This is a genomic window from Roseibium sp. (assembly GCF_965233565.1).
In the GTDB taxonomy this organism is placed as follows: domain Bacteria; phylum Pseudomonadota; class Alphaproteobacteria; order Rhizobiales; family Stappiaceae; genus Roseibium.
Map to the genome: position 1 here is coordinate 3,248,757 of NZ_OZ247494.1, position 24,060 is coordinate 3,272,816.

Consider the following 24,060-nt stretch of genomic DNA (forward strand, 5'->3'; position numbering starts at 1 on the left):
CCTGGAGACCGGAGGAAATAGGGTCACAAGCCTAGGCCGGAACCGTTCTTCTGTCACCAGATCAGTTGTCTGAAACGCAATTGCCACCGCACACGCTTGCCGCAGTCGATTTGATCTTCCCCGCCCGGCGTTGAAAACCTGAACGTCTATTGAGCGCCTTGCTCATCTCCCGTTCAGATTCGGGTGGCTAAGAAGCATCATCTTTTTGATTCTCAATTCGAAAATCATGTGATCCCGGGCAGGGAACCGGATTTCGAACAATCGGATTTGCAGGTATGTGGAAGACACTTTTGGGAAGCGGCCTTCTGGCTGCAGGGCTTTTTGCGCTGGGCGGGTGTGCGGCTGTCACCAAGGAACAATGCGTGGCCGGAGACTGGGCGGATCTTGGCAAGGCCCATGCATCGGTTGGCAAGCCAACCAGTCATCTGGACGAAGTGGTCAAGAGCTGTGGCAAGCACGGGATCACGCCGGACACGAATGCCTATCTGTCCGGCTGGCATCGCGGCGTTCAGAATTACTGCACACCGCTCAATGGCTTCACGCTCGGAAAACAATACAAGACCAAGTCGCCGATCTGCCCACCTGCCCTCGCTTCCCGCTTCGAGCATGCCTATCAGCTGGGGTTTGTGATCTGGACCGCCGAAAACAGGGTTGATGACGCACGATCGGAAGTCAGGTCCCTGGAAGATCGGCTGGACCGCCTGGAAGACGACCTGACCGATCTGGACTGCAAATCGAAAACCAAGAAAGACGATCGCAAGGAGTGTCGCAAGAAGCGCAAGCGTCTGCGCGGCAAGGTCAGGGATACGGAATATGATCTGAGGGCTGCCCGCGACGAACTGGAAGACACCCGCATCGAGGCGGAAATTGTGACGGCCCGGATCAATGCGGAGGCCGGCCGGCAATTTGGCTGGTAGGTGCGAAACGCGCTTGTGGCCGATCCTTCTAGACGCCGCTTAAGCGGCTCCTGAGGATCTGGACCAAAAGTGATGGCCGCGGCGAATGCTTCAGTCACATTTGTCATTCCCGCGAAAGCGGGAAACCAGGACTCCGTGAGGTTAGATTTAATTTATAGCGCCGATTCATGAGGTTACTGGGTCCCCGCTTTCGCGGGGAAGACAACCGAGAGGGGGCGAGTTCGTGCCAGGAACGATGAAAGCTCCGTCCTAGATCACTTTCGGGCCAGACACTCAGGATGAGGCCTATATGGGGGTGAAAAAGACTTCACCCCATTTTCTGCGTCATCCTGAGGAGGGCCAAAGGCCCGTCTCGAAGGATCGGCCAAAGGCACCAGATCCACTCTTTTTCTCAGCCGTCCCGCTCAACCTGCAGCTTCTTCAGCTGGTAGAGCGCCTCCAGCGCCTCGCGCGGGGTCATGTCGTCCGGGTTGATTTCGTCCAGAGCGTCCGCAAACGGGTCAGGCTCCGCAAAACCGGTGGCGCTGGGCGGCGGTGGGGCGATGCTGGCGAAAAGCGGCAGCTCATCGATCAGGTTTTCGGCCGGAGAGCGCCGGTCCTGTTCCTCCAGCTGGCCAAGCACCTGTTTGGATCGCTCCACAACAGTCGCGGGAAGACCGGCCAGCTTGGCGACCTGAATGCCGTAGGAGCGGTCGGCGGCGCCCGGCACGATCTCGTGCAGGAAGATCACCTCGCCGTTCCACTCCTTCACCGACACGGTCGCGTTTGAAAGACGTTCGAGCTTGGCCGAAAGGGCGGTCAGCTCATGGTAATGGGTGGCAAAGAGGGCCCGTGAACGGTTGACCTCATGCAGATGTTCGATGGTTGCCCAGGCGATCGACAGACCGTCAAACGTCGCGGTGCCGCGACCGATTTCATCGAGGATCACCAGCGACCGGTCGCCCGCCTGATTGAGAATTGCGGCGGTCTCGACCATTTCCACCATGAAGGTGGAGCGCCCGCGGGCAAGATCATCCGCCGCACCCACACGGGAAAACAGCCGGTCGACCACACCGATATGGGCCGAGGCTGCCGGGACGAAGGCGCCCATCTGGGCCAGCACGGCAATGAGCGCATTCTGGCGCAGGAAGGTCGACTTACCGGCCATGTTCGGACCGGTGATCAGCCAGATGTGACCGATATCCTCATCGGCTTCAGGACCGAGATCGGCGTCATTGGCGACAAAACTGTCGCCACCGGCTTTCTTCAGGGCCCGTTCGACCACCGGATGGCGACCGCCCTTGATGTCGAAAGCGCGGCTGTCATCCACGGTCGGGCGAACATATCCCTCTTCCTGGGCCAGTTTTGCCAGGGCTGCGGACACATCGAGGATACCAAGGCCCTGGGCGGCGGATTTGATCGCTTCGCCCGCGTCGATGATCGCCTGGGCCAGCCGGTCGAAAATCTCCAGTTCAATCGCAAGGGACCGTTCGCCGGCGCTGGCAATCTTGGATTCCAGATCGGCCAGTTCGGTGGTGGTGAAGCGCATGGCGCCCGCCATGGTCTGACGGTGAATGAACCGGCTCGGATCGGCCGTCAGTTTCTCCGTCTGGGCCGTCGGCGCCTCGATGAACCAGCCCAGCACGTTGTTGTGCTTGATCTTCAGGGATCTGACACCGAGCTCTTCGGAATAGTCGGCCTGAAGCTTGGCGATCACCTTGCGGCTTTCATCGCGCAAGGCACGCAGTTTGTCGAGGTCTGCGTTGAAGTCGGAGGAAATGAAGCCGCCGTCCCGTTTCAGAAGCGGCGGTTCCTCCTTGATCGCGGCCACCAGCTCGGCGCCCAGTTCATGAGGCGCCTGCTCCAGGCTGGCGCGGGCCGCAGCGATTTCGGCCGGAATCTCGACAGGACTGGAGGCCGTCTGGTCCAGCACGCTTCGGGCGGCTTCCAGCCCCTGAGCAATCGACAGGATATCCCGGGGGCCGCCGCGATTGAGCGCAATGCGTGACAGGGCGCGGGCCATGTCCGGTGCGCCTTTCAGCGTCTGACGCAGGCTTTCGCGCATGATCTCGTTGTCGAGAAAGAAGGCAACGGAATCGTGCCGGTGCTGAATGGCGCCGACATTGATGAGCGGCCCGGCCAGGCGGCTGGCCAGAAGCCGGGATCCACCACCGGTCACGGTCCGGTCGATGGTCGCCAGCAGAGAGCCCTGCTTTTCGCCGGACAGTGTTCGGGAAAGCTCGAGATTGGCGCGTGTCGCCGGATCGATCAGCATGCGCCCGGCACCGGCCTCGCGCACGGGCGGGTCGAGCGGCGGCCGTTCGCCGAGCTGTGTCTTTTCGATATAGGACAGGATGCCGGCAGCGGCGGAGAGTTCCGCCCGGCTGAACGTGCCGAAGCCGTCGAGCGTTTTCACACCGAAGTAATGCGCAAGCCGGTCGGTCGCGGTGGAACTGTCGAAAAAGGCGCGTGGCACCGGCGACAGGGCCCCGCCGGCCTGTTCGGCCAGCAGCCGTACTTCGCTTTCCTGCAACAGGTTGTCCGCCAGAATCAGCTCCTGCGGGCTGACCTGGGCAAGATCCGCGGCAAGGCGCTGGTGATCGGTTTCGGCAACCTGGAACGTGCCGGTGGACATGTCGATCCAGGCAAGGCCATACACTGCATCGCCCTGCAGAGAACCACCCTTTAGCCGGGTGAGCGCCATCAGGTAGTTGTTGCTGGAGGCATCCAGCAACCGCTCTTCGGTCAGGGTACCCGGCGTGACAAGGCGGATCACTTCGCGGCGAACGACGGATTTCGAACCGCGTTTCTTGGCCTCGGCCGGATCTTCGGTCTGTTCGCAGACCGAGACCCTGTGACCTTTGGCGATCAGCTTCTGCAGATAGTCATCTGCGGCATGGACGGGCACTCCGCACATCGGAATGTCGTCGCCCTGGTGTTTGCCGCGTTTGGTCAGCGTGATGCCGAGCGCCGCGGAGGCTATCTCCGCATCCTCGAAGAACAACTCGTAAAAGTCGCCCATCCGGTAAAACAGCAGACTGTCCGGATTGGCGGCCTTGATCTCGAGGAATTGGGCCATCATCGGCGTGACTTTGGCATCCGCCGGGGCCAGTTTCTGTGCGCTCTGTCCACTCATAGGAGAGTACTAGCAAACTGCGCGCGCCATTCCACCAAGGGGCTAGGCCATCTTGGCTTGAGGCTTCATTTTGCAGGGGATAAGGTCAGTCTCCCGCCCAAGGGTCACCTTCGACCGGACCCTTAGAAAAGAGCGACCAAAAGGAAACGCCTGCGTCATGCCCTCCGATAAATCCGCCAAGTCAAATATCAGCTTCACAGATCAGGAAGCCCTGCAGTTTCACCAGGAAGGCCGTCCCGGCAAACTGGAAATTGCACCGACCAAGCCGATGGCGACCCAGCGTGACCTGTCGCTGGCCTATTCGCCGGGCGTGGCCGTGCCGGTGCTCGCGATCGCGGATGACGCCAGCCGCGCCTATGACTACACCACCAAGGGCAACATGGTCGCCGTGATTTCCAACGGCTCCGCCATTCTGGGGCTCGGCAATCTGGGAGCGCTTGCCTCCAAGCCGGTGATGGAGGGCAAGTCCGTGCTCTTCAAGCGGTTTGCCGATGTCGACAGTATCGACCTGGAAGTCGACACCCAGGATGTCGAGGAGTTCATCAACTCGGTGCGCTATCTCGGGCCATCCTTTGGCGGGATCAATCTGGAGGACATCAAGGCACCGGACTGTTTCATCATCGAGCAGCGCTTGCGGGAGCTGATGGACATTCCGGTGTTCCACGACGATCAGCACGGCACGGCAATCATCGCCGCGGCAGGTCTGATCAACGCGCTTCACATGACCGGGCGCGACATGAAAGACACGAAGGTGGTCTGCAATGGCGCGGGTGCGGCCGGCATCGCCTGTATCGAACTGGTCAAGGCGATGGGCATTCCGCACGAGAATGTCACGCTCTGCGACACAAAGGGTGTGATCTACAAGGGCCGTGCAGAAGGCATGAACCAGTGGAAATCCGCCCATGCGATCGAAACCAAGGCCCGCTCCCTTTATGACGCGCTGAAAGGCGCGGACGTCTTTTTCGGCGTGTCGGTCAAGGGGGCCCTGACGGCGGACATGCTGAAGGCCATGGCGCCGAACCCGATCATTTTCGCCATGGCCAACCCGGATCCGGAAATCACGCCGGAAGACGCCCACGCCGTGCGCGATGACGCCATCGTCGCCACCGGCCGGTCGGACTACCCGAACCAGGTCAACAACGTGCTCGGTTTTCCCTATATCTTCCGCGGCGCCCTAGATGTGCAGGCGACAACGATCAATGACGATATGAAAGTCGCCTGTGCGAGGGCTCTGGCTGAACTGGCGCGCGAGGAAGTGCCGGACGAGGTGGCCGCCGCCTACCGGGGCAACCGGCCGAAATTCGGACCGGAATACATCATCCCGGTGCCGTTTGATCCGCGGCTGATTTCTGCCATTCCGCCTGCGGTTGCGCAGGCCGCGATGGATTCCGGTGTCGCCAAACGCCCGATTGTCGACATGGAGGCCTACAAACATCAGCTGTCGGCCCGCCGTGATCCGGTGGCCGGCACATTGCAGCGGATCTTCTCCAAGGTGCGTCAGCAGCCCAAGCGGGTTGTCTTTGCAGAGGGGGAAGAGGAGCCGGTGATCCGCGCCGCGGCAAGCTTCGTGTCGCAAGGCTTGGGGGAAGCGATCCTGATCGGCCGCGAAGACGAGATCCGGAACATGGCCGAGCAGGCCGGTGTTGATATCAGCAAGGCCGGCCTCTCCATCCAGAACGCACGCCTGTCTGATCGCAACAACGATTATGCGCAATATCTATACGGCCGCATGCAGCGCCGGGGTTACCTGCTGCGCGATTGTCAGCGCATGGTCAACAATGACCGCAACTACTGGGGCGCGATCATGGTCGCCCGCGGCGATGCGGATGCCATGGTCACCGGTGTGACCCGGAACTACTCCGTCGCGCTCGACACGGTGAAGGCGACCATCGATCCGAAGCCGGGCCACCGTGTGATCGGCGTGTCGCTGGCGTTGGCAAGGGGCCGCACGGTCCTGATTGCGGATACGGCCGTGATCGACATGCCGACGTCGGAAGAACTGGCGGATATTGCGGAAGAGGCGGCGCATGTTGCCCGGAAACTCGGCTATGAGCCGCGCGTTGCCATGCTGGCCTATTCCACCTTCGGCCACCCGAAGGGCGAACGCTCCGAAAAAGTCATCGAAGCGGTCAAGATTCTCGACCGGCGCCGGGTCGATTTCGAATATGACGGCGAAATGGCTGCCGATGTCGCCCTAAATCCCGAACGGATGAGCTCTTATCCGTTCTGCCGCCTGTCCGGGCCCGCCAATGTTCTGGTCATGCCGGCGTTCCACTCTGCTTCCATCTCCACCAAGATGCTGCAGGAGCTGGGTGGTGCGACGGTGATCGGCCCGCTTCTGGTCGGCTTCGACAAACCGATCCAGATTGTGCCGCTCGGAGCAAAGGACAGCGACATCGTCAACATGGCGGCAATCGCGGCGTTCAATGTGACGTGAGTTGGGAAAATAGCTGACACCTCGGCTCCCCGATCCCGGATCTCCACTATGTTGCGTCCGGGATGACGACGGATAGGAAAGTGTAAAACTCCTCCATCTTCATCCCGGCCAAGCGTAGCGCTAGCCGGGACCGGGGAGCCACGGAGCTGTTTGATTTAAGCAGAACAAGAACTGGCCGCCTGGGTCTGCATCCTGGCATCCCGCCTCTATGAAACCCTCTACACGGGCGTCACCACGAACCTGTCCAGAAGAATTTACGAACACCGCGAAGGCCTGATCGAGGGCTTCTCCAATCGCTACGGAACGAAGTCCTTGGTTTGGTACGAAACCTGTGACGACATCGAGAACGCATTTCTTCGCGAAAAGCGGATCAAGCGCTGGCGAAGACAATGGAAATTCGATCTGATCGAGAAGATGAACCCGGACTGGGAAGACCTGTATCTCGTTCTCAATCAATAGCTTATCGCTACCATTTTTATCGTCATCCCGGGCAGGCGAAGCGCGACCCGGGAGCGGGGAGCCGAGGGCATGTCGGGTTCTTGCGTAGACAGGGCGGCGCCTCCCAGGTCCCGGATCTCCCGTTGGTCGTCCGGGATGACGATGGCAAGGCCTTCGCCTAAGTGGACGACTGCAATTTTTCTTTTTTGACAAACCACGCGCCACCGGCGATACCTCGAAACCATGTCGGATATCAAAGTCAAAATCTGCGGTCTGTCGACCGAGGACACCATGGAAGCCGCGCTGGAGGCCGGTGCGGATATGGTCGGGCTGATGTTTTTCCCGAAAAGCCCGCGCCACGTCACGCTTTCGCAAGCCTGCAAGCTGGCCGACATGGCCCGAGGCAAGGCCGAGATCGTCGCGGTGACAGTCAACATGGATCTGGACGGATTGTCGCGGATCAAGGAACTAGTCAACCCGGACATCATCCAGTTTCACGGCGAAGAAGCCCCGGAATCCCTGGCTGCGGCCAAGGTCATGCACGGCACCAGGGTCATGAAGGCCATGTCGATTTCCGAGAAGGCCGATCTGGAAGCCGCGCATTACTACGCTATGGTTGCTGACTGGCTGCTGTTTGACGCCAAGCCCCCCAAGGGCTCGGAGCTGCCGGGCGGCAACGGGGTATCTTATGACTGGCGGATCCTGAAGGATCTTGACCTGAAGAAACCCTTCATGCTGTCCGGCGGACTGGACCCGGACAATGTTGCAGAGGCCATCCGGCTGAGCGGCGTGACGGCGGTGGATGTGTCTTCCGGCGTCGAGCGGGAGAAGGGCGTCAAGGACAGTGATCTTATTCGCGCTTTTCTGGCCGCGGCCAAAGGCGTCAAGGTTCCCGGCTGAGTGACCGGATTTCAAGGAGTTTACGCGTGAACGATATGGCCAACAGTATCCGGACCGGACCGGACGATCGCGGACATTTCGGCATCTTCGGTGGCCGTTACGTGGCCGAGACCCTGATGCCGCTGATCCTCGATCTGGAGCAGCACTACAAGGACGCCAAGAACGATCCGGCTTTCCACGCCGAGGTCGAGACGCTGAACAAGCATTATACCGGCCGTCCGTCGCCGCTCTACTTCGCCGAACGCCTGACCAACGAGCTGGGCGGTGCAAAGATCTATTTCAAGCGCGACGAGCTCAACCACACGGGATCGCACAAGATCAACAACTGTCTTGGGCAGATCCTGCTGGCCAAGCGCATGGGCAAGACCCGCATCATCGCGGAAACAGGTGCTGGTCAGCATGGTGTGGCGACCGCCACGGTCTGCGCCCGCTTCGGTCTTCCCTGCGTTGTCTATATGGGCAAGACCGATGTGGAGCGGCAGAAGCCGAACGTCTTCCGCATGAAGCTGCTCGGGGCGGAGATCGTCCCGGTGACGGCGGGCGCCGGCACGCTGAAAGACGCCATGAACGAGGCGCTGCGTGACTGGGTGACCAATGTCGAAGACACCTATTACCTGATCGGCACGGCAGCCGGCCCGCATCCCTATCCGGAAATGGTGCGCGATTTCCAGTCGGTGATCGGCAAGGAACTGCGCGAACAGATGATGGAGGCTGAAGGCCGCCTGCCGGATGCGCTTGTTGCCGCCGTTGGCGGTGGCTCCAATGCCATCGGCCTGTTCCATCCGTTCCTCGACGACAAGGACGTCAAGATCTATGGCGTCGAAGCCGGCGGTCACGGCCTGGAAGGCGAAGAGCACTGCGCGTCTCTGACCGCGGGCAAGCCGGGCGTTCTGCATGGCAACCGCACCTATCTGCTTCAGGATGATGACGGTCAGATCCTGGAAGGCCATTCGATTTCCGCTGGCCTCGATTATCCGGGCATCGGACCGGAACATTCGTGGCTGAAGGAAATCGGCCGTGTTGACTACGTGCCGATCATGGACACCGAAGCGCTGGACGCTTTCCAGATGCTGACCCGTGTTGAAGGCATCATCCCCGCGCTTGAGCCGTCACATGCGCTCGCCCATGTGGTCAAGCTGGCCCCGCAGATGGACAAGGACCAGATCATTGTCATGAACCTGTGTGGCCGGGGCGACAAGGACGTCTTTGCCGTTGGCCAGATGCTCGGTTTCGATCTCTGAAGTCTGAGCCGCTGTGAGAACAGAAAGCCGCATACCGGTTGGTATGCGGCTTTTTCCTTGAAGTGCTGGTCATAGGCGCCGTCAAGTCCGCTCGCCTTGAAACGGCCCGGGGCGCCGGGTCATGCTTTACACCAGTTAACCAGCTCTGCAGTTGTGGCGCTGCTGCAATGCGGAATCATGCGTTGTGCACCGCTCTGGAAAGCCTAAATTGTGGGCATTGAATGAATTCGCCGGCGCCAGGGCGCCGGTACACGGACAAGGAACACGAAAATGGCTTTCGATCTTCTGACAGGTTTCGTCCGTGACATCCGTGCTTCGCGCAAGGTTGCCAACGAAATCGCACACCTGAACCACATGAGTGCCGCACAGCTGGCCGATCTCGGTCTTGAGCGCACCGAAATTGCCGGCCACGCCTTTAACAAGCATTTCAAGCGTCGTTAAGGCTGCGCCTGTTCAACAGCAGGCAATGCGTTTTGCAGAGTGAGGGCCGCGCGGCCAGACCGCGGGGCCCTTATCTTTTGATGGGCTTTGTGGCCAGCAACGTTTCCAGCAGTTCCTGTCGGCCGCGGGCGTCCAGGTGGTTGGCCTGACGCACCAGCGCCGGATCGCTGTAGCATGATGGAGTATCTGGCTGGGCAGACGGGGCAGGATTTCCGAGTGCCTTGACGCGGCGCCACAGTTTTTCGCCAAAGGGCTCCGGTGCAGGCTCGAACAGAGAATGGGCCAATTACAGCTCCTTTTTCTTAGTTGGCTTCACAGTGCATCCAATATAAGCGCACAGAGTGCATTTTTCCAACCCCTTACGCTGCGTATCGAACAGATCAGCCATGCAGAAAACGCGGATCTGACCTGCGTGAACCGCTATTGCTGCACTGCAAAAAAATCATAAGTTTCAGCCTTGTTGAGACTTCTGGCGGCGATACGCCGTGACTTGGTTATTGATATGAGCACTTTGCAGGCCCTTCAGTTGAGCGCGCCGTCGGCAGCGCCCCTCGCCACCGTCCTCCGCGGCACGGGTGGACCCCTTGCGCGCGCAGGCCGTTCCAAATCCATGGGCAGCGAACATATCTATCGTGCGGATTCTGCTTTGCGCGCGATCGGCCTGATCGACTATCCCAGCCGGTAACGCCAGGGTCCGGACATGGCTTCCGGCTTGCGAAACTGCACGAGATAGATTGACACGGCCCGCACTGCCCCCGTACATCGCTGACACGGGAAACGCTGCGGATCCTCCGCCAGGCGTGAAAAAGGGTAGCTGTGAATGACGGAAACGCGTATCGACCGCCGTTTTAAAGCCTGTGCGGACGCCGGACGGCCGGCTTTGGTCACCTTTATCACCGCGGGCGATCCGGATCTGGAAACGTCGCAGGCTGTTCTCAAAGCGCTTCCGGCCGCCGGTGCCGACGTGATCGAACTGGGCATGCCCTTTTCCGATCCGATGGCGGAAGGCATTCCGATCCAGCTGGGCAACCAGCGCGCGCTGGCAGCCGGCCACACCATGGACAAGACCCTGGACATGGTGCGCAATTTCCGCAAACAGGATCAGGACACGCCCATCATCCTGATGGGGTATTACAATCCCATCTATGTGCGCGAGCCGAAGAAATTCGTCCAGGTTGCCAAGGAAGCCGGCGTTGACGGCTTCATCATCGTCGACATTCCGGCCGAGGCCGATGACGAGTTGTGCATCCCGGCACTTGAAGCCGGTCTCAATTTCATCCGACTGGCGACCCCGACCACAGATGACAAGCGGCTGCCCGCCGTTCTGGCCAACACATCCGGTTTCGTCTATTACGTCTCGGTCACGGGCATCACCGGCGCGAATATCGCCGACACTGGCCGGGTCACGGCAGCGGTCAACCGCATCAAGGGTCATACCGACCTGCCGGTCGCAGTCGGCTTCGGCGTCAAGACGGCGGACCAGGCGGCCGTTATCGGCAAGGACGCAGACGGCGTCGTCGTCGGGTCGGTTCTGGTCAACGCCATCCGCGACAGCCTCGACGAGGCCGGCAAGGCAACCGACCGCACCGTCCAGGCAGTGGCCGATGTCGTTGCGGATCTTGCCTCCGGCTGCGCAAGAGCGCGCTCGGCCTGAATTGAACTCCTTCCGGCGGAACCCATATCTCCGCCAATGGTAACCTGAGCACCTTGAGTGTTCTTAAAAGACAACGGGACGCGTTTGACGTGAACTGGATCAACTCTATCGTACGCCCCAAGATCCGCGATCTCTGGAAAAAGCGCGAAGTTCCGGAGAATCTCTGGATCAAGTGCCCGGAAACCGGAGAAATGGTGTTTCACCGGGACCTGGAGGCCAATCTCTGGGTCATTCCGAATTCCGGCCACCACATGCGCATGCCGGCGCGCAAGCGTCTGGATGCCCTGTTTGACGGCGGCACCTACGAAAACGTCAAGACCCCGGACGTCCAGGCCGATCCGCACAAGTTCCGCGATTCAAAGCGCTACACGGACCGTCTGAAGGAAGCCCGAAGCAAATCCGGCGAGGAAGAAGCGGTTCTCGTCGCGCAGGGCAAGATCAACGGCATGGACTTCACTGCTGCCGTCCAGAATTTCGACTTCATTGCCGGGTCCCTCGGCATGGCGGCCGGTGAAGCGATCCTGGCAGGCATGCTGAAAGCAGTTGAAGACAAGACGCCCTTTGTCATGTTTGCAGCCTCCGGCGGTGCCCGCATGCAGGAAGGTATCCTGTCGCTGATGCAGATGCCGCGCACCACGGTTGGCGTTCAGATGCTGCGCGAGGCCGGCCTTCCCTATGTTGTGGTTCTGACCAACCCGACCACCGGTGGCGTCTCGGCCTCCTACGCGATGCTGGGCGATATCCACATTGCCGAGCCGGGAGCGCAGATCGGGTTTGCCGGACGGCGCGTCATCGAACAGACCGTGCGCGAAAAGCTCCCGGACGACTTCCAGACGGCCGAGTACCTGCTCGACCATGGCATGATCGACATGGTGGTGCCGCGTCAGCGGATGCGGGACACCCTGTCCCAGATCTGCGGCATTCTGCTGAAGCGGGAAGTCGAACTGCCGCGGCTTGAAGCACCGAAAGAGCCGGACGCTGAGGCCGACGCCGAGGCCAAACCGTCGGAACCGGCTGACGAACCTGCCAAGGCAGCGGAACCGGCCAGCTAGGGCGTTCAATTACCTAATTGCGTCGCGAAAGCGGCGTCAGACGACATTTCAGGGCCGCCCGCTTGTCTCGCAGGCGGCCTTCCCGTAAAGGCGTTAGACGCGTTAAACGGAACAAAGGGACCCTTCAGGAGGGCGCCTTGGATCAAGTCACGAAAATTCTGGATCGCCTGCTGGCCCTGCATCCGAAGGAAATCGACCTTTCCCTCGGGCGCATGCACCGGTTGCTGACCGCGCTGGGTAATCCCGAGACAAGGTTGCCGCCCGTCATTCACGTCGCCGGCACCAACGGCAAGGGCTCGGTAACGGCCACCATGCGGGCCATCCTGGAAGCGTCCGGCAAGCGATGCCACGTCTACACCTCGCCGCACCTTGTTTCCTTCAATGAACGCATCCGGCTGGGGACCGACGGGCGCTATGTGTCCGATCCTGTGCTCTACGACGCGCTTCACCGCTGCGAAGACGCCAATGACGGCGCGGAGATCACCTTCTTTGAAATCACCACGGCCGCAGCCCTGCTTCTGTTTGCCGAACATCCGGCCGACATCCTGCTGCTTGAGGTTGGACTTGGCGGACGGCTGGACGCGACCAATGTGATCGACGATCCGTTGGCAACCGTCATCACGCCGGTGTCCATGGACCATGAGAAGTTTCTTGGCGATGACATCGGCACGATAGCCGCGGAAAAAGCCGGGATCATCAAACCGGGTGTTCCCGTGATCTGTGCAACGCAGGAAAGCGATGCATTGGCCGTCATCACCCGCCAGGCCGCACGCGGCCGGGCACCGCTTCAGGTTTTCGGACAGGATTTTGTGGCCCAGTCCGACCAGGGCCGTCTGGCCTTTCAGGACGAAGACGAGCTGATCGATCTACCGCTGCCGGTGCTTGGCGGTCATCACCAGATCGCCAATGCGGGCCTTGCAATTGCCACCCTCAAGGCGGCTGGTCTTCTTCCCGAAGAAGCTGTTGTCTCGGAAGGCCTGAGAAAGGTTGACTGGCCCGGCCGGCTGCAGCCGATCACTCATGGAGACCTGGTCGGGATGTGCCCGGACGGGTCTGAAATCTGGCTCGACGGTGGCCACAATCCGGGGGCCGGCATTTCCGTGGCCCGTTTCATGGGCGAACAGGAAGAGCGTGCACCACGCCCGCTCTACCTGATTGCGGGCATGCTGACGACCAAGGACCCGGTCGGGTTCTTCCGCCCGTTTGATGGTCTGGCGCGTCATGTCGGCACGGTGCCGATTGTTTCGACGGCTACGGGACGGACACCGGAGGAACTCGCGGACCTCGCCCGCTGCGCCGGACTGGAGGCAACGCCGTTTCAATCGCTGGACGCGGCCCTTGCAGATGTGGCAGCTTGTGCCTCAGAGGATGGCGAACCCCCAAGGATCCTGATCTGCGGTTCGCTTTATCTTGCCGGTGAAGTCTTGGCGCGTAGCGGACAGGCGCCCGAGTAGCAACAAGCCGGCATCCGCTGTAAGGAGGCCTGCTTGATCTTGACGTCCCCCAGAACCCTCAATCGCCTGGCAGCTTTCGTGGTCGGCAGCGCGCTCCTGTGCGGCTCCGCGACGGCTTTGACAGAGCAATATGAAACGCCACCGGAACAGGACCCTGCCAAGGTTCTTGACGGCAAACAGCTCGGTCCGGGTTACGCGGTTCTGCCGCCGGTTCGAAGCGACGGGTTTCTGCGCATCTATCAGGTCCAGACCGACCTCGGCGTCGAACAGATCGAGGGTGACGGGCTGCTGAAGCAGCGTCTGACGGAATTGAAGGTCCTGGTTGCCCTGGAAGGCCTGAAAAACGACGCCAGTTTTGTCGACGGCCTGAAGCAGGCGGCCATGAAACCGGTCGAATTTGTGGAAAGCACGGTCACCGACCCGGTTGGCACGGCAAAGAGCACGGTCTCGGGCGTCGGCCGTATGTTCAGCCGGATCGGCAAGGGGGTCGAAGCGGCTGTCAGCGGCAAGGGCGGCTCACCGGCAGACCTTGCCAAGGCAATTACGGGCCAGGCCAAGGCCGAGCGGGAACTGGCCGTTCAGCTGGGCGTTGACCCTTACACTTTCTATAAACCGCTGTCGGACAAGCTCAACGAAACTGCCAGTGTGACAACTGCAGGCAGCTGGACGGTCAGTGCCATTACCAGCCTGCTGCCGGGCGGGATCGTCATCAATGCGGTGCGTCAGGCGGACAATTTCCGCAACCTGATTGTCGACAGCACACCGGCGGAACTGGAAGAGCGCACGGCGGCGGCGTTCCGCAATGCCGGCGTCTCGGAAGCAAGCATCTCGAAAATGGCAGCCAATCCTTTCTATACGATCTCCGAGAAGGCGGCGATCGCCTATCAGCTTCAGGCAATGCCCGGCGTGAAGGACCTCGACGTCATCGCCTCCAAGGCCGGGGATGCCGACAGCCGCGACATCGCCTATTTCCAGCTGCGCCGCGTGATCCTTCTGGAGACCTACAATCGCACTGTTTCCGGCCTGGGAGACATCAAGGACGTCTCTGGTTATCCGGTTGCGATCCGCCGGGATGGCATTGCGGCCGTGATCCTGCCGCTCGACATGGTGTCCTGGACCGAAACGGTCGCCCGGACCTTCTCCACCATGCATGAAGGCCTCGCCGGACTGCCCTTCCCGCCCACCGGCGTCGATTTCCTGATCACCGGCGACCTCACCCCCATGGCCGCCGAACGCCTCACCGCCTTCGGCTGGGAGATCACAGGAAATTACCCGATGCCCGAAGGGCCTGTGCACTAGGAGGGTCTGTTGTCTGAGGACGCAGGGCCGACTTCAGGACCCGGATGCAACTTTTGCATGTTGTCTCAGAGCGAACACATTTTTGGCTGAATTGACTGCTTGAAAGCGTAAGGGGTGTTCCGAAACAACGTTCATGTCCGGCGCTTCAGCACAGATGCTCTTTGGGCGGCTGTCGCGAGAGTTTCTGCCTGACATGACCTCTGCCTAAGGTCAAAGATGTCCAGAACAGCAAGAAGCGCGGCTTTGTTCGCGTATCTCTGGTGCGTCGGCGTGGTTGCCGTCAACATTCACATCGTGATGCTCAAGTCTGGGGTTCCCTACCCGGGTGACCATTTTTCGCCGCCCGTCTGGTATGAACCTTTGAGCGCATTTCTGCAGTTGACTGCCCTCTACTGGTTGCTGGGTCTCGTCAAGCAGCGATTTACGACTTTCGGCATGGTCAGGCAGACCCTGATCCTTTTTATATTGATGGCAGCTCTCATGGAGCTGTTTGTGCGCCTTCCGGCAACAGCCGGCTACGTGAATGGACAAAGTTACCTTTTCACGTGGGTCGCCAGCTATCTGCCGGAGATGATCACTCTCCTGATCGCATGTGGTGCTGTTGTGTGTCTGGGCAGGTGGAACCGGTGGGGCTGGCCGGTCGCATTGGCCTTGCTGGCGGTATTTGCTGCGATCAGCGTCCATTGGGTCACCCCAATCATTTTTGAACAGACGTCTTCGCTTCTCCAGTGGCTGACGCCGCCCGACCCGCAGAAAATAATCCCGTCACCCTATGACTGGCAGACAAGTGCCATTGCGTCGGCTCTTTTTGTCGAACCCGTTCTGTCCTGCTTTGCCATCGCGCTCCTGTCCTGGAACAGCTTCCCGCGACGCCAGCTTTTCGCCTGTCTCCAGTTCACGGCCGCAATACTCTTGCTGAACAAGGGCCTGGTGAAATTTGTGGTCTTTCTGCTTTACACGGACCTGCCCTGGCCAACTGCGGTGCTCAGCATCGGGCAGTTCACCTTCGAATGGGTATTTGTCTGCGGGATGATCGCGTTGGCGGTGTTTTTTCTGTTCCGCACCGAACAATTGTCCGAAAAACTGGCTGCTGGTCGTTAGACCGGCAGGATCAAACGCACTCCAGCACCGGTCCCGACAACCCGCTTTCCCAGCCCAGGATGGCCCGCTTGCGGGTGAGACCCCAGTGGTAGCCGCCGAGTTTGCCGCCCTTGGCAAGCACCCGGTGACAGGGCACGACGAAGGAGATCGGGTTGCGGCCGACCGCGGTTCCGACAGCCCGGGACGCCTTGGGTTTGCCGAGGCAGGCGGCAATGTCGGAATAGGTGGTTGCCGCCCCCATCGGGATCTTCAAGAGCGTCTGCCAGACCCGGATTTCGAAATCCGTGCCGATCATGACGACGTTCAGCGGCTGGTCTTCCTGCCATTTGCCCGGGTCGAACACGCGCTGGGCGTAATTTGCAGTCGCTTCCTGATCCTGCGTGAAACGTGCGGCGGGCCAGCGCTCACACATGTCCGCAAGGGCGCTCTCCTCTTCGCCCGGATCGGCAAAGCCGAGCCCGGCGAGGCCCTTGTCTGTCGCCATGACCAGCACCTGCCCGAAGGGAGAGGGATGAAAGCCATAGGCAATGGAGAGCCCGCCGCCGCGATTGCGATAATCGCCCGGTGTCATGGCTTCATGGGTGACAAAGAGATCGTGCAGGCGGCCGGAGCCGGAGAGACCGACCTCGTAAGTTGCATCCAGAACGCTGGCGGAGTCGCGCAGGAGCGCCTTGGCATGGTCCAGGGTGATCGCCTGCAGGAACTGTTTCGGCGTCAGGCCCGCCCAGCGCGAAAACACCCTTTGCAGCTGGATCGGCTGCAGGCCGACTTCCCTTGCAAGCTGTTCCAGGCTTGGTTGCTCGCGCCAGTCCTCTGTGATCCGCTTTAGCGTCTGGCGGACTACACCATAGTTTTCGGCCGCTTCCTCGCCGACGGCGATCGGCTTCGGGTCGGATGTCAGGCTGGCAAGGTCTAGGGCTTTGGTCATGGCAGTCTCGTCATGTCTTATGATGTGATCCGATCTTAGTCGGCGCAGCAGGCCGGCGCGACCCGATTTGCGATCTGTCCTTACGCAAACCCCTCGAGCTTCATCCCGGCCAAGCGAAGCGCGAGCCGGGACCGGGGAGCCAGAGAGCTATCGGGCGAATGATCGCAGACAAGACTCGGTTCTCCGATCCCGGATCTTCGCTGCGCTGCGTCCGGGATGACGAAAGAGATGCAATGTCTGAAACTACCCCAGGACGTCCTTGAACTCGCTGGCCGAGGCCGCCGGGCCCTTGCGGGTGTTCAGCAGGAGATTTGTCTCCGTGCCGGTGATGCCCTCGATCAGGCGGATCCGGTTGAGCGCATCGTCAAAGGCGGCGAGATCTCTTGTCGCGATATCCAGTACAAGATCCCACTTGCCATTGGTGGAGTGTATGGCGCGCACCTCGGTCATGGCACTCAGGCGGCGGATGACCGGCTCAGTATTGTGACCGTCCACCACCACGAGCGTGACGGCGCGGATCGGCAGATCGCGCCAGTCATCCCGCAAGACGGCGGTGAACCCGAGAATTTCACCGGTTTCGAGTAGTTTTTCCATACGGGAGCGCACAGTGGCCCGCGATACTTTCAGGTCACCTGCCAGTTCGGACACCGATCTGCGCCCGTCATGGCGCAGAAGCGAGACCAGTCTCAGATCCAGATCGTCCATTTTATCACTTTGCTCATTCAGGCCTATCAAAATGATAAATTTGACTGAACATTTGATCAAGTGTCCTGATTTACTCCGCCGCGACGTTTTAGCACAGTCCCGGAAAGCGAATTCGGGCGGAGAAACTCGTGAACGTCGTCAAGAAACAGATCGTCCTGGTCGGCGCGCCGGTGGATGAAGGTGCAGGCCAGCGCGGCTGCCTGATGGGGCCTGATGCCTACAGGACAGCGGGCCTTGCCGAAACACTGGAGGCGCTGGGCCATACCGTCGTCGACCACGGCAACCTGAAGCCTGCGGATGTCGGCAAGCTGTCGCCGCCGAACCCGGTTCTGAAGAACTATCCGGCCTATGTGGCCTGGACGCGGTCGCTTCACTACAAGGCAGCCGAACTCGGTGAAGCACCGGTTGTGCCGGTCTATCTGGGTGGTGATCATGCCATGGCGGCCGGCACCGTTTCCGGTCAGGCGCGGGCCGCTGCGGCGCAGAACCGGCCGCTATTCGTGCTGTGGCTCGACGCCCATTCGGACTTCCACACCTTCGACAGCACGGACAGCGGCAACCTGCACGGCACACCACTCGCCTTTCTCTGCGGCCTGCCGGGCTTTGACGACATGCTTGGCGCTCCGTTAGAGCACACTCTCAAGCCGGAAAATGTCGAAATCCTCGGTGTGCGCTCTATTGACGACGAAGAGCGCAAGCTGCTGCTCGACCATGGCGTCGGCGTCAGCGACATGCGCCGCATTGACGAGGAAGGCATCCACAACCTGTTGCGGCCGTTCCTGGAGCGGGTGCGCGCCGAGAACGGCCTGCTGCATGTCAGCCTCGATGTCGATTTCCTCGATCCTGGCATTGCGCCGGCCGTCGGCACGACCGTGCCGGGCGGGGCATCCTTCCGCGAGGCCCACCTGGTCATGGAAATGCTCCATGACAGCGGCCTTGTCACCTCGCTCGATCTCGTCGAGCTCAATCCTTTTCTGGACGAACGCGGAAAAACCGCTCGTCTCATGGTCGACCTGACCGGCAGCCTGTTCGGCCGCCGGGTCTTCGACCGCCCGACCAGAAGTTTTTAAAGGACCGGACCATGACAAAAAGCCCCATCAACCTCGCTCCGTCCGATCTGGCCTATGTGCCCTTTGTCAGCGTCGACAACATGATGCGCAATGTGCGTGCCGTGGGCGTAGAGACCGTCATGCGTGGCATTGCCGATTACATTGAAGAGGACTTCCTGCGCTGGGAAAGCTTCGACAAGATCCCGCGCATTCCGGCGCACGCGCCGCAGGGTGTGATCGAACTGATGCCGACCAGCGATGGCAAGACCTTCGGCTTCAAATATGTCAACGGCCATCCGGGCAACACTCGCGAAGGCATGCAGACCGTGACCGGATTTGGCGTTCTTTCCGATCTGACCACCGGTTATCCGCTGCTCCTGACCGAGATGACCATCCTGACGGCGCTGCGCACGGCCGCCAATTCCGCGCTGGCCGCGAAATACCTGGCGCCGAAAGGCTCGACCACCATGGCGGTGATCGGCAATGGCGCCCAGTCCGATTTCCAGTGCCTGGCCTTCAAGGACCAGCTCGGCATCACCGAAATCCGTGCCTATGACGTTGAGCCGGAAGCCAGCATTCGCCTGGCGCGCAACCTCGCTGGTTCCGGTATCAATGTGACAATCTGCAAGACGCCGGAAGATGCGATTGAAGGCGCACAGATCATCACGACCGCGACGGCCGACAAGAAGCTGGCCACGATCCTGACCGACAACATGGTCGGCTCGGGCGTGCACATCAACGCGGTCGGCGGCGATTGCCCGGGCAAGACCGAGCTGCACAAGGACATCCTGCTGCGTTCCGACATCTTCGTCGAATTCCCGGAGCAGACCCGCATAGAAGGTGAATGCCAGCAGCTCGCAGACGACCATCCGGTGATCGAGCTCTGGCAGGTCTATGCCGGCAAGGCGGCCGGCCGGACCTCCGAAAACCAGATCACGCTGTTCGACAGCGTCGGCTTTGCCATCGAGGACTTTGCCGCTCTGCGGTATGTGCACGACATGCTGCCGGGCACCGGCCATTTCGAGAAGCTCGACCTGCTGGCCGACCCGGACGACCCTCGCGATCTCTACGGCATGCTGCTGCGCTCCGGCGCGAACGGCGACAATCAGGCCGCGTGACCTTTCAGAAAAATCACGTGATTGTAGCAACCTTGACCACCGCTCCGGCGGTGGTTTTTTTGTCGGGCAGCCTTTCGGTCATGGGTGTCGTAGACTGAGCGGGAATTCTTCGGGTCAGACATACAGGGTTACACCTGCATGGATTTCAGGCCGCTGACTCCATGCTCCGCAATGCGTCTTCGATTTCCGCGACAACCGCTTCCGCCGCTGCGCCGGGATCCGCCGCCTGGCTGATCGGGCGGCCAACCACCAGATAGTCGCTGCCGGCTTCAATCGCATCTTTTGGCGTCATCACGCGGCGCTGATCGTTGGCGGAGCTGCCGGCGGGGCGGATACCCGGGGTAACGATCACCAGCTCGTCGCCGAGGATCTGCCGCATTTTTGGGGATTCCGTTGCCGCACAGACAATCCCGCCCATTCCCGCGGCGCGGGCGTCTTCTGCCCTCTGGGCAACCAGGTCAGCAACCGGGCCGCGATACCCGGCGTCGACCAGATCCTGCTCATCCATGGACGTCAGCACGGTCACACCCAGCAGGCAGAGATCCGGATTGCCCTCAGCCAGAAGCCCTTTCACAGCCGCTCGCATCGTCTTCGGATAGGCGTGCAGCGTCATGAAGGTCATGCCCATTTTCGCAACGTTCCGGACAGCCTTTTCGATCGTGTTGTCGATATCGTGCAGCTTGACGTCGAGAAAGATTTTTTTGCCGTCGCTGGCGAGGTCGCGCGCGAATTCCAGACCGCCGGCAAATTGCAGTTCCATGCCGATCTTGTAGACCCCGACCTTGCCTTCTGTCTGCTTAACAAGCTTTTCCGCGTCCGCAACCGTGGGCACATCCACAGGCAGCATCAGGCGGTCGAGGGCGGTCTTGGGGGCGAACGGGCTCGTCGGCATGGATTTCAGATCCTTCAATTTTTGGCTGGGCGCCCCGTCCATACCACCAAGACGCGACTCGCGCCAGATTTTGCAGCGTTGCTCAGTCTTTTCCCGATTTTTCGAAGTCCGCGAAGGCATCCTTATAGTCCGGATGCCAGCGGCTGAGCGGAGGCCGGTTCTTGATGATGTCGCCGATCGCCCATTCGGCCCGGCGCTTGTCGCGGGTGCTGTCGACGTCATTGTCGGGACACAGCACGTAGAAGTCTCCTGCCGACATCCGCTCGATGAAGTAGTCGACCGTCTGTTCGCTGGTCCAGGCGGAGGCTGGTTTTTCAGGAATGAACTTCTGGATCATGCCGGTATAGGTGAAGCCGGGCACGAAGAGGTGCACGGACATCGGTGCGCCGGCTTCGCGCAGCTCGTGGGCCAGCTGCTCGCTCAGCACTTTGACGGCTGTCTTGCTGGCATTGTAGCCGGGGTTGCCCGGCGGCGTGGTGATGCCCTGTTTGGAGCCGGTATTGATGATCACCGCCGGACGGTTTGCCTCTATCATCCGCGGCGTGAAGGCCTGAACACCCCTCAGGACTCCAAAGAAGTTGATGTCCATCAGCCGGGTCCAGTTGTCTATCTCGCTCCAGGCCTTGGTCGGCAGGCTGATCCCGGCATTGTTCATCAGAACGGCAACAGACCCCTCCGCAAAAGCCCTGTCGGCGAGCGCTGCGACCTGATCCATGTCGGAGACATCGGTCGGAATGGCCAGGACGGGTGCCTCTGCGTTTGCAGCCGCACGAACCGTCTCGGTCGCCGTCTCAAGGGCTTCGCCTGGCAGGTCGGCCAGGATCACGCCAAGGCCGGCTTCGGCAAACCGCGTTGCGGCAACAAGACCGACGCCGCTGGCAGCGCCGGTCACGACGGCAAGACCACCTTCTGCAACAGCTTTCTGGAACATGCTTGTCTCCTAAGGTTGGCGCATTTTCTGAAAACGACGCCTCACAACACCACCTCATCCTGAGGAAGCGCGCAAGCGCTGTCTCGAAGGATGGGCCACCTGCTCCAAGAATTTGCAACCCATCCTTCGAGACGGGCCAAAGGCCCTCCTCGGGATGAGGGGGAATATATGGACGCACCCTGGCAAAGGGCTGTAGCGCGGCCTTGAAGACGCGCTTCCTGGCCAAACCGTACCGCTGCGTTGCGAAGTCGCTATTTTCTTAGCCGTGTCAGGCTGCTACAACACCGCCGGTTCTTCCAATCTTAAGGACATCAGCTTATGCGCACTGCGAGTGTATCGCGCGACACCAAGGAAACCCGCATCGCGGTCGAGATCGACCTGGACGGCACGGGCGCCTATGACGTGCAGACCGGCGTCGGGTTTTTCGACCATATGCTGGAGCAGCTTGCGCGACATTCGCTGATCGACATCAAGGTACGCGCCGAAGGCGACACCCATATCGACTTTCACCATACCGTCGAGGACACGGGCATCGCACTGGGCCAGGCAATCTCCAGTGCCTTGGGCGACATGGCCGGCATCACGCGGTATGCCGATACCCATCTGGCGATGGATGAGGCGCTGACCCGCTGCGCGCTGGATGTTTCCGGCCGCCCGTTCCTAGTCTGGGACGTGACCTTTGACCGGGACAAGGTCGGCGACTTCGATACGGAGCTCTTCGAGGAGTTTTTCCGCGCCTTTGCGATGAATGCCGGGATCACCCTTCATATCGCCAATTTGTATGGCTCCAATTGCCACCATATTGCCGAGACCTGTTTCAAGGCGGTCGCGCGTACCCTGCGCAAGGCCGTGGAAATCGATCCGCGTCAGGCGGACCGGGTGCCCACCACCAAGGGCCAGCTCGGCGGATAGGTGAGTTTGAGACCATGAGCACGTATGTCGTCATGGCGCCGCCCGAATTTGATGATCTGGCGGGCGACCCGAACCAGACGGACCGGCTGAAATTTGTTCCCGACGGGTTTTCGCCGCTGGCTTTTCTGTTCTCCATCATCTGGCTGCTTGTGCACCGGATGTGGCTGGTTCTGCTTGGTTATCTCGCAGTGACGCTGGCGGTCGAACTGCTGGCGCTTGCCGTCAGCCAGGAGGCGATGGGCGTGATCGCGCTTACGATCGCGTTCCTGTTCGCCTTCGAGGCACAGGCGCTGCGCCGCTGGTCGCTGGAGCGCAAGGGCTGGCGTGTGGTCGGCATCATCGACGCCGTCAACAAGGCGGAAGCCGAACTTCGTTTTCTTCACAAGGCCGCGGACCAGATGTCCCCGGCAAGACTTCGCCAAGACCGCGAGGCACCCGCCCGCCCGCCGATCGTCCCGAGGGTCGGCAGTGAGCAGGTGGTCGGCCTGACGCTCGGTCCGGAGACCCGTCAATGACAATAGCCATTATCGACTACGGCTCGGGCAATCTGCGCTCGGCCGAAAAGGCGTTCGAGCGCGCGGCCCGCGCTCACGCGCATGTTCCGGATGTCATCGTCACGTCGGACCCGGAGCGGGTTCTGAAAGCGGACCGGATCGTACTGCCCGGCGTTGGCGCCTTTGCCGACTGCAAGCGGGGCCTCTGGGCCGTTGAAGGCATGCCGGAAGCGCTGGAGGAAACCGTCCGGAAACAGGGCAAGCCGTTCTTCGGCATTTGCGTCGGCATGCAGCTGATGGCTTCGCGCGGGCTGGAATTCGAGATCGTTGACGGCCTTGGCTGGATTGACGGTGACGTCTCGGAGATGAAACCGTCGGACCCGGCGCTCAAGATCCCGCATATGGGCTGGAACACCGTCGACGTACGCACTGAAAGCCATCCGGTTTTCGCAGGGATCGAAACCGGCCCGGACGGATTGCATGCCTATTTCGTGCATTCCTTCCACTTTGCCTGCGCCAACGACGCCGACCGGCTTGCAACGTTCGACTATGCCGGAACATTTACGGCGATGGTCGCGAAGGACAACATGATCGGCACCCAGTTTCACCCGGAAAAAAGCCAGCGGCTCGGTCTTGAGCTGATCGCGAATTTCCTAGACTGGACACCATAATCAAACGGGAGGATTTCATGAGCAAAGGCTATTGGATTGCCCGCGTCGATGTACGCGATCCGGACGGATATCCGGCCTATGTCGAAACGGCGAAACCGGCATTTGAACGCTTTGGCGCCAATTTCCTGGCACGTGGCGGCAAGACCAACGCCATCGAAGGGACCGGTCGGGCCCGCAATGTGGTGATCGAGTTTCCAAGCTACCAGCATGCGGTCGATTGCTACAATTCGCCCGAATATCAGGAGGCGGTCAAAATCCGCCAGAAAGTTGCCGATGGCGAGATCGTCATCGTGGAAGGAATGTAAGACGTC

24 protein-coding genes are annotated in these 24,060 nt (G+C 60.6%); 18 read left to right on the forward strand and 6 right to left on the reverse strand.

Going from position 1 to position 24,060, the window contains the following annotated elements; translation table 11 throughout:
* Nucleotides 1-275: 275 nt before the first annotated feature.
* Nucleotides 276-917, forward strand: coding sequence for a DUF2799 domain-containing protein (locus ACO6TG_RS15025; protein ID WP_422373941.1), 642 nt, complete (start codon nt 276-278; stop codon nt 915-917).
* A 391-nt stretch (nt 918-1,308) separates the two neighbouring features.
* Here the strand turns inward: ACO6TG_RS15025 and mutS are convergent, their stop codons facing one another.
* The gene (gene mutS / locus ACO6TG_RS15030) at nt 1,309-4,032 is read right to left on the reverse strand and encodes a DNA mismatch repair protein MutS (protein WP_422373942.1); all 2,724 of its coding nucleotides are present in this window, start codon (nt 4,030-4,032) and stop codon (nt 1,309-1,311) included.
* Nucleotides 4,033-4,189: 157 nt separating this feature from the next.
* On the opposite strand from mutS, the gene ACO6TG_RS15035 reads away from it, so the two are divergent.
* The 5 genes from ACO6TG_RS15035 (at nt 4,190) to ACO6TG_RS15055 (ending at nt 9,489) form a co-directional block, all read left to right on the forward strand.
* A complete protein-coding gene (locus ACO6TG_RS15035; protein ID WP_422373943.1) occupies nt 4,190-6,469 on the forward strand; it encodes an NADP-dependent malic enzyme in 2,280 nt (759 codons plus the stop codon).
* A 171-nt stretch (nt 6,470-6,640) separates the two neighbouring features.
* Nucleotides 6,641-6,928, forward strand: coding sequence for a GIY-YIG nuclease family protein (locus ACO6TG_RS15040; RefSeq protein ID WP_422378886.1), 288 nt, complete (start codon nt 6,641-6,643; stop codon nt 6,926-6,928).
* A 222-nt stretch (nt 6,929-7,150) separates the two neighbouring features.
* A complete protein-coding gene (locus tag ACO6TG_RS15045; RefSeq protein ID WP_422373944.1) occupies nt 7,151-7,807 on the forward strand; it encodes a phosphoribosylanthranilate isomerase in 657 nt (218 codons plus the stop codon).
* Between the two features lie 35 nt (nt 7,808-7,842).
* Complete coding sequence (gene trpB / locus ACO6TG_RS15050) at nt 7,843-9,048, forward strand: tryptophan synthase subunit beta (protein ID WP_422378887.1); 1,206 nt, start codon at nt 7,843-7,845, stop codon at nt 9,046-9,048.
* Between the two features lie 270 nt (nt 9,049-9,318).
* The gene (locus ACO6TG_RS15055) at nt 9,319-9,489 is read left to right on the forward strand and encodes a DUF1127 domain-containing protein (protein WP_094073096.1); all 171 of its coding nucleotides are present in this window, start codon (nt 9,319-9,321) and stop codon (nt 9,487-9,489) included.
* A gap of 70 nt (nt 9,490-9,559) precedes the next feature.
* Here ACO6TG_RS15055 and ACO6TG_RS15060 read toward each other — a convergent pair whose 3' ends face one another.
* Nucleotides 9,560-9,775 (reverse strand): hypothetical protein, encoded by a 216-nt coding sequence (locus ACO6TG_RS15060; RefSeq protein ID WP_422373945.1) that lies wholly within the window; start codon nt 9,773-9,775, stop codon nt 9,560-9,562.
* A gap of 216 nt (nt 9,776-9,991) precedes the next feature.
* Here ACO6TG_RS15060 and ACO6TG_RS15065 point away from each other — a divergent pair, with 216 nt between their 5' ends.
* The 6 genes from ACO6TG_RS15065 to ACO6TG_RS15090 all read left to right on the forward strand — a co-directional run bounded on the left by ACO6TG_RS15065 (nt 9,992) and on the right by ACO6TG_RS15090 (nt 16,049).
* Complete coding sequence (locus ACO6TG_RS15065; RefSeq protein ID WP_094073098.1) at nt 9,992-10,174, forward strand: hypothetical protein; 183 nt, start codon at nt 9,992-9,994, stop codon at nt 10,172-10,174.
* 135 nt (nt 10,175-10,309) lie between these two features.
* Complete coding sequence (gene trpA, locus ACO6TG_RS15070) at nt 10,310-11,143, forward strand: tryptophan synthase subunit alpha (protein ID WP_422373946.1); 834 nt, start codon at nt 10,310-10,312, stop codon at nt 11,141-11,143.
* 89 nt (nt 11,144-11,232) lie between these two features.
* Nucleotides 11,233-12,195, forward strand: a complete 963-nt coding sequence (gene accD, locus ACO6TG_RS15075) for an acetyl-CoA carboxylase, carboxyltransferase subunit beta (protein ID WP_422373947.1) — start codon at nt 11,233-11,235, stop codon at nt 12,193-12,195.
* 137 nt (nt 12,196-12,332) lie between these two features.
* The gene (locus ACO6TG_RS15080) at nt 12,333-13,649 is read left to right on the forward strand and encodes a bifunctional folylpolyglutamate synthase/dihydrofolate synthase (RefSeq protein ID WP_422373948.1); all 1,317 of its coding nucleotides are present in this window, start codon (nt 12,333-12,335) and stop codon (nt 13,647-13,649) included.
* 33 nt (nt 13,650-13,682) lie between these two features.
* Entirely contained in the window at nt 13,683-14,948 is a 1,266-nt protein-coding gene (locus ACO6TG_RS15085; protein ID WP_422373949.1) for a hypothetical protein, read from the forward strand.
* A 216-nt stretch (nt 14,949-15,164) separates the two neighbouring features.
* A complete protein-coding gene (locus ACO6TG_RS15090; RefSeq protein ID WP_422373950.1) occupies nt 15,165-16,049 on the forward strand; it encodes a hypothetical protein in 885 nt (294 codons plus the stop codon).
* Between the two features lie 10 nt (nt 16,050-16,059).
* On the opposite strand, the gene ACO6TG_RS15095 is transcribed toward ACO6TG_RS15090, so the two are convergent.
* Both ACO6TG_RS15095 and ACO6TG_RS15100 read right to left on the reverse strand, forming a co-directional pair.
* Complete coding sequence (locus ACO6TG_RS15095; protein WP_422373951.1) at nt 16,060-16,977, reverse strand: methylated-DNA--[protein]-cysteine S-methyltransferase; 918 nt, start codon at nt 16,975-16,977, stop codon at nt 16,060-16,062.
* A gap of 243 nt (nt 16,978-17,220) precedes the next feature.
* Complete coding sequence (locus tag ACO6TG_RS15100; protein ID WP_422373952.1) at nt 17,221-17,682, reverse strand: Lrp/AsnC family transcriptional regulator; 462 nt, start codon at nt 17,680-17,682, stop codon at nt 17,221-17,223.
* 203 nt (nt 17,683-17,885) lie between these two features.
* On the opposite strand from ACO6TG_RS15100, the gene rocF reads away from it, so the two are divergent.
* Both rocF and ACO6TG_RS15110 read left to right on the forward strand, forming a co-directional pair.
* A complete protein-coding gene (rocF, locus tag ACO6TG_RS15105; protein WP_422378888.1) occupies nt 17,886-18,752 on the forward strand; it encodes an arginase in 867 nt (288 codons plus the stop codon).
* A gap of 11 nt (nt 18,753-18,763) precedes the next feature.
* A complete protein-coding gene (locus tag ACO6TG_RS15110) occupies nt 18,764-19,849 on the forward strand; it encodes an ornithine cyclodeaminase (RefSeq protein WP_094073106.1) in 1,086 nt (361 codons plus the stop codon).
* Nucleotides 19,850-19,994: 145 nt separating this feature from the next.
* Here ACO6TG_RS15110 and pyrF read toward each other — a convergent pair whose 3' ends face one another.
* Both pyrF and ACO6TG_RS15120 read right to left on the reverse strand, forming a co-directional pair.
* On the reverse strand, nt 19,995-20,741 hold the full coding sequence (gene pyrF, locus ACO6TG_RS15115; protein ID WP_422373953.1) for an orotidine-5'-phosphate decarboxylase: 747 nt from the start codon (nt 20,739-20,741) through the stop codon (nt 19,995-19,997).
* A gap of 82 nt (nt 20,742-20,823) precedes the next feature.
* Nucleotides 20,824-21,672, reverse strand: a complete 849-nt coding sequence (locus ACO6TG_RS15120; protein ID WP_422373954.1) for an SDR family NAD(P)-dependent oxidoreductase — start codon at nt 21,670-21,672, stop codon at nt 20,824-20,826.
* Nucleotides 21,673-21,990: 318 nt separating this feature from the next.
* Here ACO6TG_RS15120 and hisB point away from each other — a divergent pair, with 318 nt between their 5' ends.
* From hisB to ACO6TG_RS15140, 4 genes are read left to right on the forward strand one after another with little or no spacing between them, the layout of a single operon-like run.
* Complete coding sequence (hisB, locus tag ACO6TG_RS15125; RefSeq protein WP_422373955.1) at nt 21,991-22,584, forward strand: imidazoleglycerol-phosphate dehydratase HisB; 594 nt, start codon at nt 21,991-21,993, stop codon at nt 22,582-22,584.
* A 14-nt stretch (nt 22,585-22,598) separates the two neighbouring features.
* Nucleotides 22,599-23,099 carry a DUF2628 domain-containing protein gene (locus tag ACO6TG_RS15130; protein WP_422373956.1) on the forward strand — a complete coding sequence of 167 codons (501 nt, stop codon included), beginning with the start codon at nt 22,599-22,601 and terminating at the stop codon, nt 23,097-23,099.
* Entirely contained in the window at nt 23,096-23,749 is a 654-nt protein-coding gene (gene hisH, locus ACO6TG_RS15135; protein WP_422373957.1) for an imidazole glycerol phosphate synthase subunit HisH, read from the forward strand. The genes ACO6TG_RS15130 and hisH overlap by 4 nt, the downstream gene beginning before the upstream one ends.
* Nucleotides 23,750-23,766: 17 nt before the next feature.
* Nucleotides 23,767-24,054 carry a DUF1330 domain-containing protein gene (locus ACO6TG_RS15140; protein ID WP_422373958.1) on the forward strand — a complete coding sequence of 96 codons (288 nt, stop codon included), beginning with the start codon at nt 23,767-23,769 and terminating at the stop codon, nt 24,052-24,054.
* Nucleotides 24,055-24,060 lie beyond the last annotated feature (6 nt).

Excerpts from the sequence above, each read along its gene's own strand:
- ACO6TG_RS15025 (WP_422373941.1), top strand. The coding sequence starts at position 276 with ATGTGGAAGACACTTTTGGGAAGCGGCCTTCTGGCTGCAGGGCTTTTT.
- mutS (WP_422373942.1), bottom strand. The coding sequence starts at position 4,032 with ATGAGTGGACAGAGCGCACAGAAACTGGCCCCGGCGGATGCCAAAGTC.
- ACO6TG_RS15035 (WP_422373943.1), top strand. The coding sequence starts at position 4,190 with ATGCCCTCCGATAAATCCGCCAAGTCAAATATCAGCTTCACAGATCAG.
- ACO6TG_RS15045 (WP_422373944.1), top strand. The coding sequence starts at position 7,151 with ATGTCGGATATCAAAGTCAAAATCTGCGGTCTGTCGACCGAGGACACC.
- trpB (WP_422378887.1), top strand. The coding sequence starts at position 7,843 with ATGGCCAACAGTATCCGGACCGGACCGGACGATCGCGGACATTTCGGC.
- ACO6TG_RS15055 (WP_094073096.1), top strand. The coding sequence starts at position 9,319 with ATGGCTTTCGATCTTCTGACAGGTTTCGTCCGTGACATCCGTGCTTCG.
- ACO6TG_RS15065 (WP_094073098.1), top strand. The coding sequence starts at position 9,992 with ATGAGCACTTTGCAGGCCCTTCAGTTGAGCGCGCCGTCGGCAGCGCCC.
- trpA (WP_422373946.1), top strand. The coding sequence starts at position 10,310 with ATGACGGAAACGCGTATCGACCGCCGTTTTAAAGCCTGTGCGGACGCC.
- ACO6TG_RS15090 (WP_422373950.1), top strand. The coding sequence starts at position 15,165 with ATGTCCAGAACAGCAAGAAGCGCGGCTTTGTTCGCGTATCTCTGGTGC.
- ACO6TG_RS15095 (WP_422373951.1), bottom strand. The coding sequence starts at position 16,977 with ATGACCAAAGCCCTAGACCTTGCCAGCCTGACATCCGACCCGAAGCCG.
- ACO6TG_RS15100 (WP_422373952.1), bottom strand. The coding sequence starts at position 17,682 with ATGGACGATCTGGATCTGAGACTGGTCTCGCTTCTGCGCCATGACGGG.
- rocF (WP_422378888.1), top strand. The coding sequence starts at position 17,886 with ATGGGGCCTGATGCCTACAGGACAGCGGGCCTTGCCGAAACACTGGAG.
- ACO6TG_RS15110 (WP_094073106.1), top strand. The coding sequence starts at position 18,764 with ATGACAAAAAGCCCCATCAACCTCGCTCCGTCCGATCTGGCCTATGTG.
- pyrF (WP_422373953.1), bottom strand. The coding sequence starts at position 20,741 with ATGCCGACGAGCCCGTTCGCCCCCAAGACCGCCCTCGACCGCCTGATG.
- ACO6TG_RS15120 (WP_422373954.1), bottom strand. The coding sequence starts at position 21,672 with ATGTTCCAGAAAGCTGTTGCAGAAGGTGGTCTTGCCGTCGTGACCGGC.
- hisB (WP_422373955.1), top strand. The coding sequence starts at position 21,991 with ATGCGCACTGCGAGTGTATCGCGCGACACCAAGGAAACCCGCATCGCG.
- ACO6TG_RS15130 (WP_422373956.1), top strand. The coding sequence starts at position 22,599 with ATGAGCACGTATGTCGTCATGGCGCCGCCCGAATTTGATGATCTGGCG.
- hisH (WP_422373957.1), top strand. The coding sequence starts at position 23,096 with ATGACAATAGCCATTATCGACTACGGCTCGGGCAATCTGCGCTCGGCC.
- ACO6TG_RS15140 (WP_422373958.1), top strand. The coding sequence starts at position 23,767 with ATGAGCAAAGGCTATTGGATTGCCCGCGTCGATGTACGCGATCCGGAC.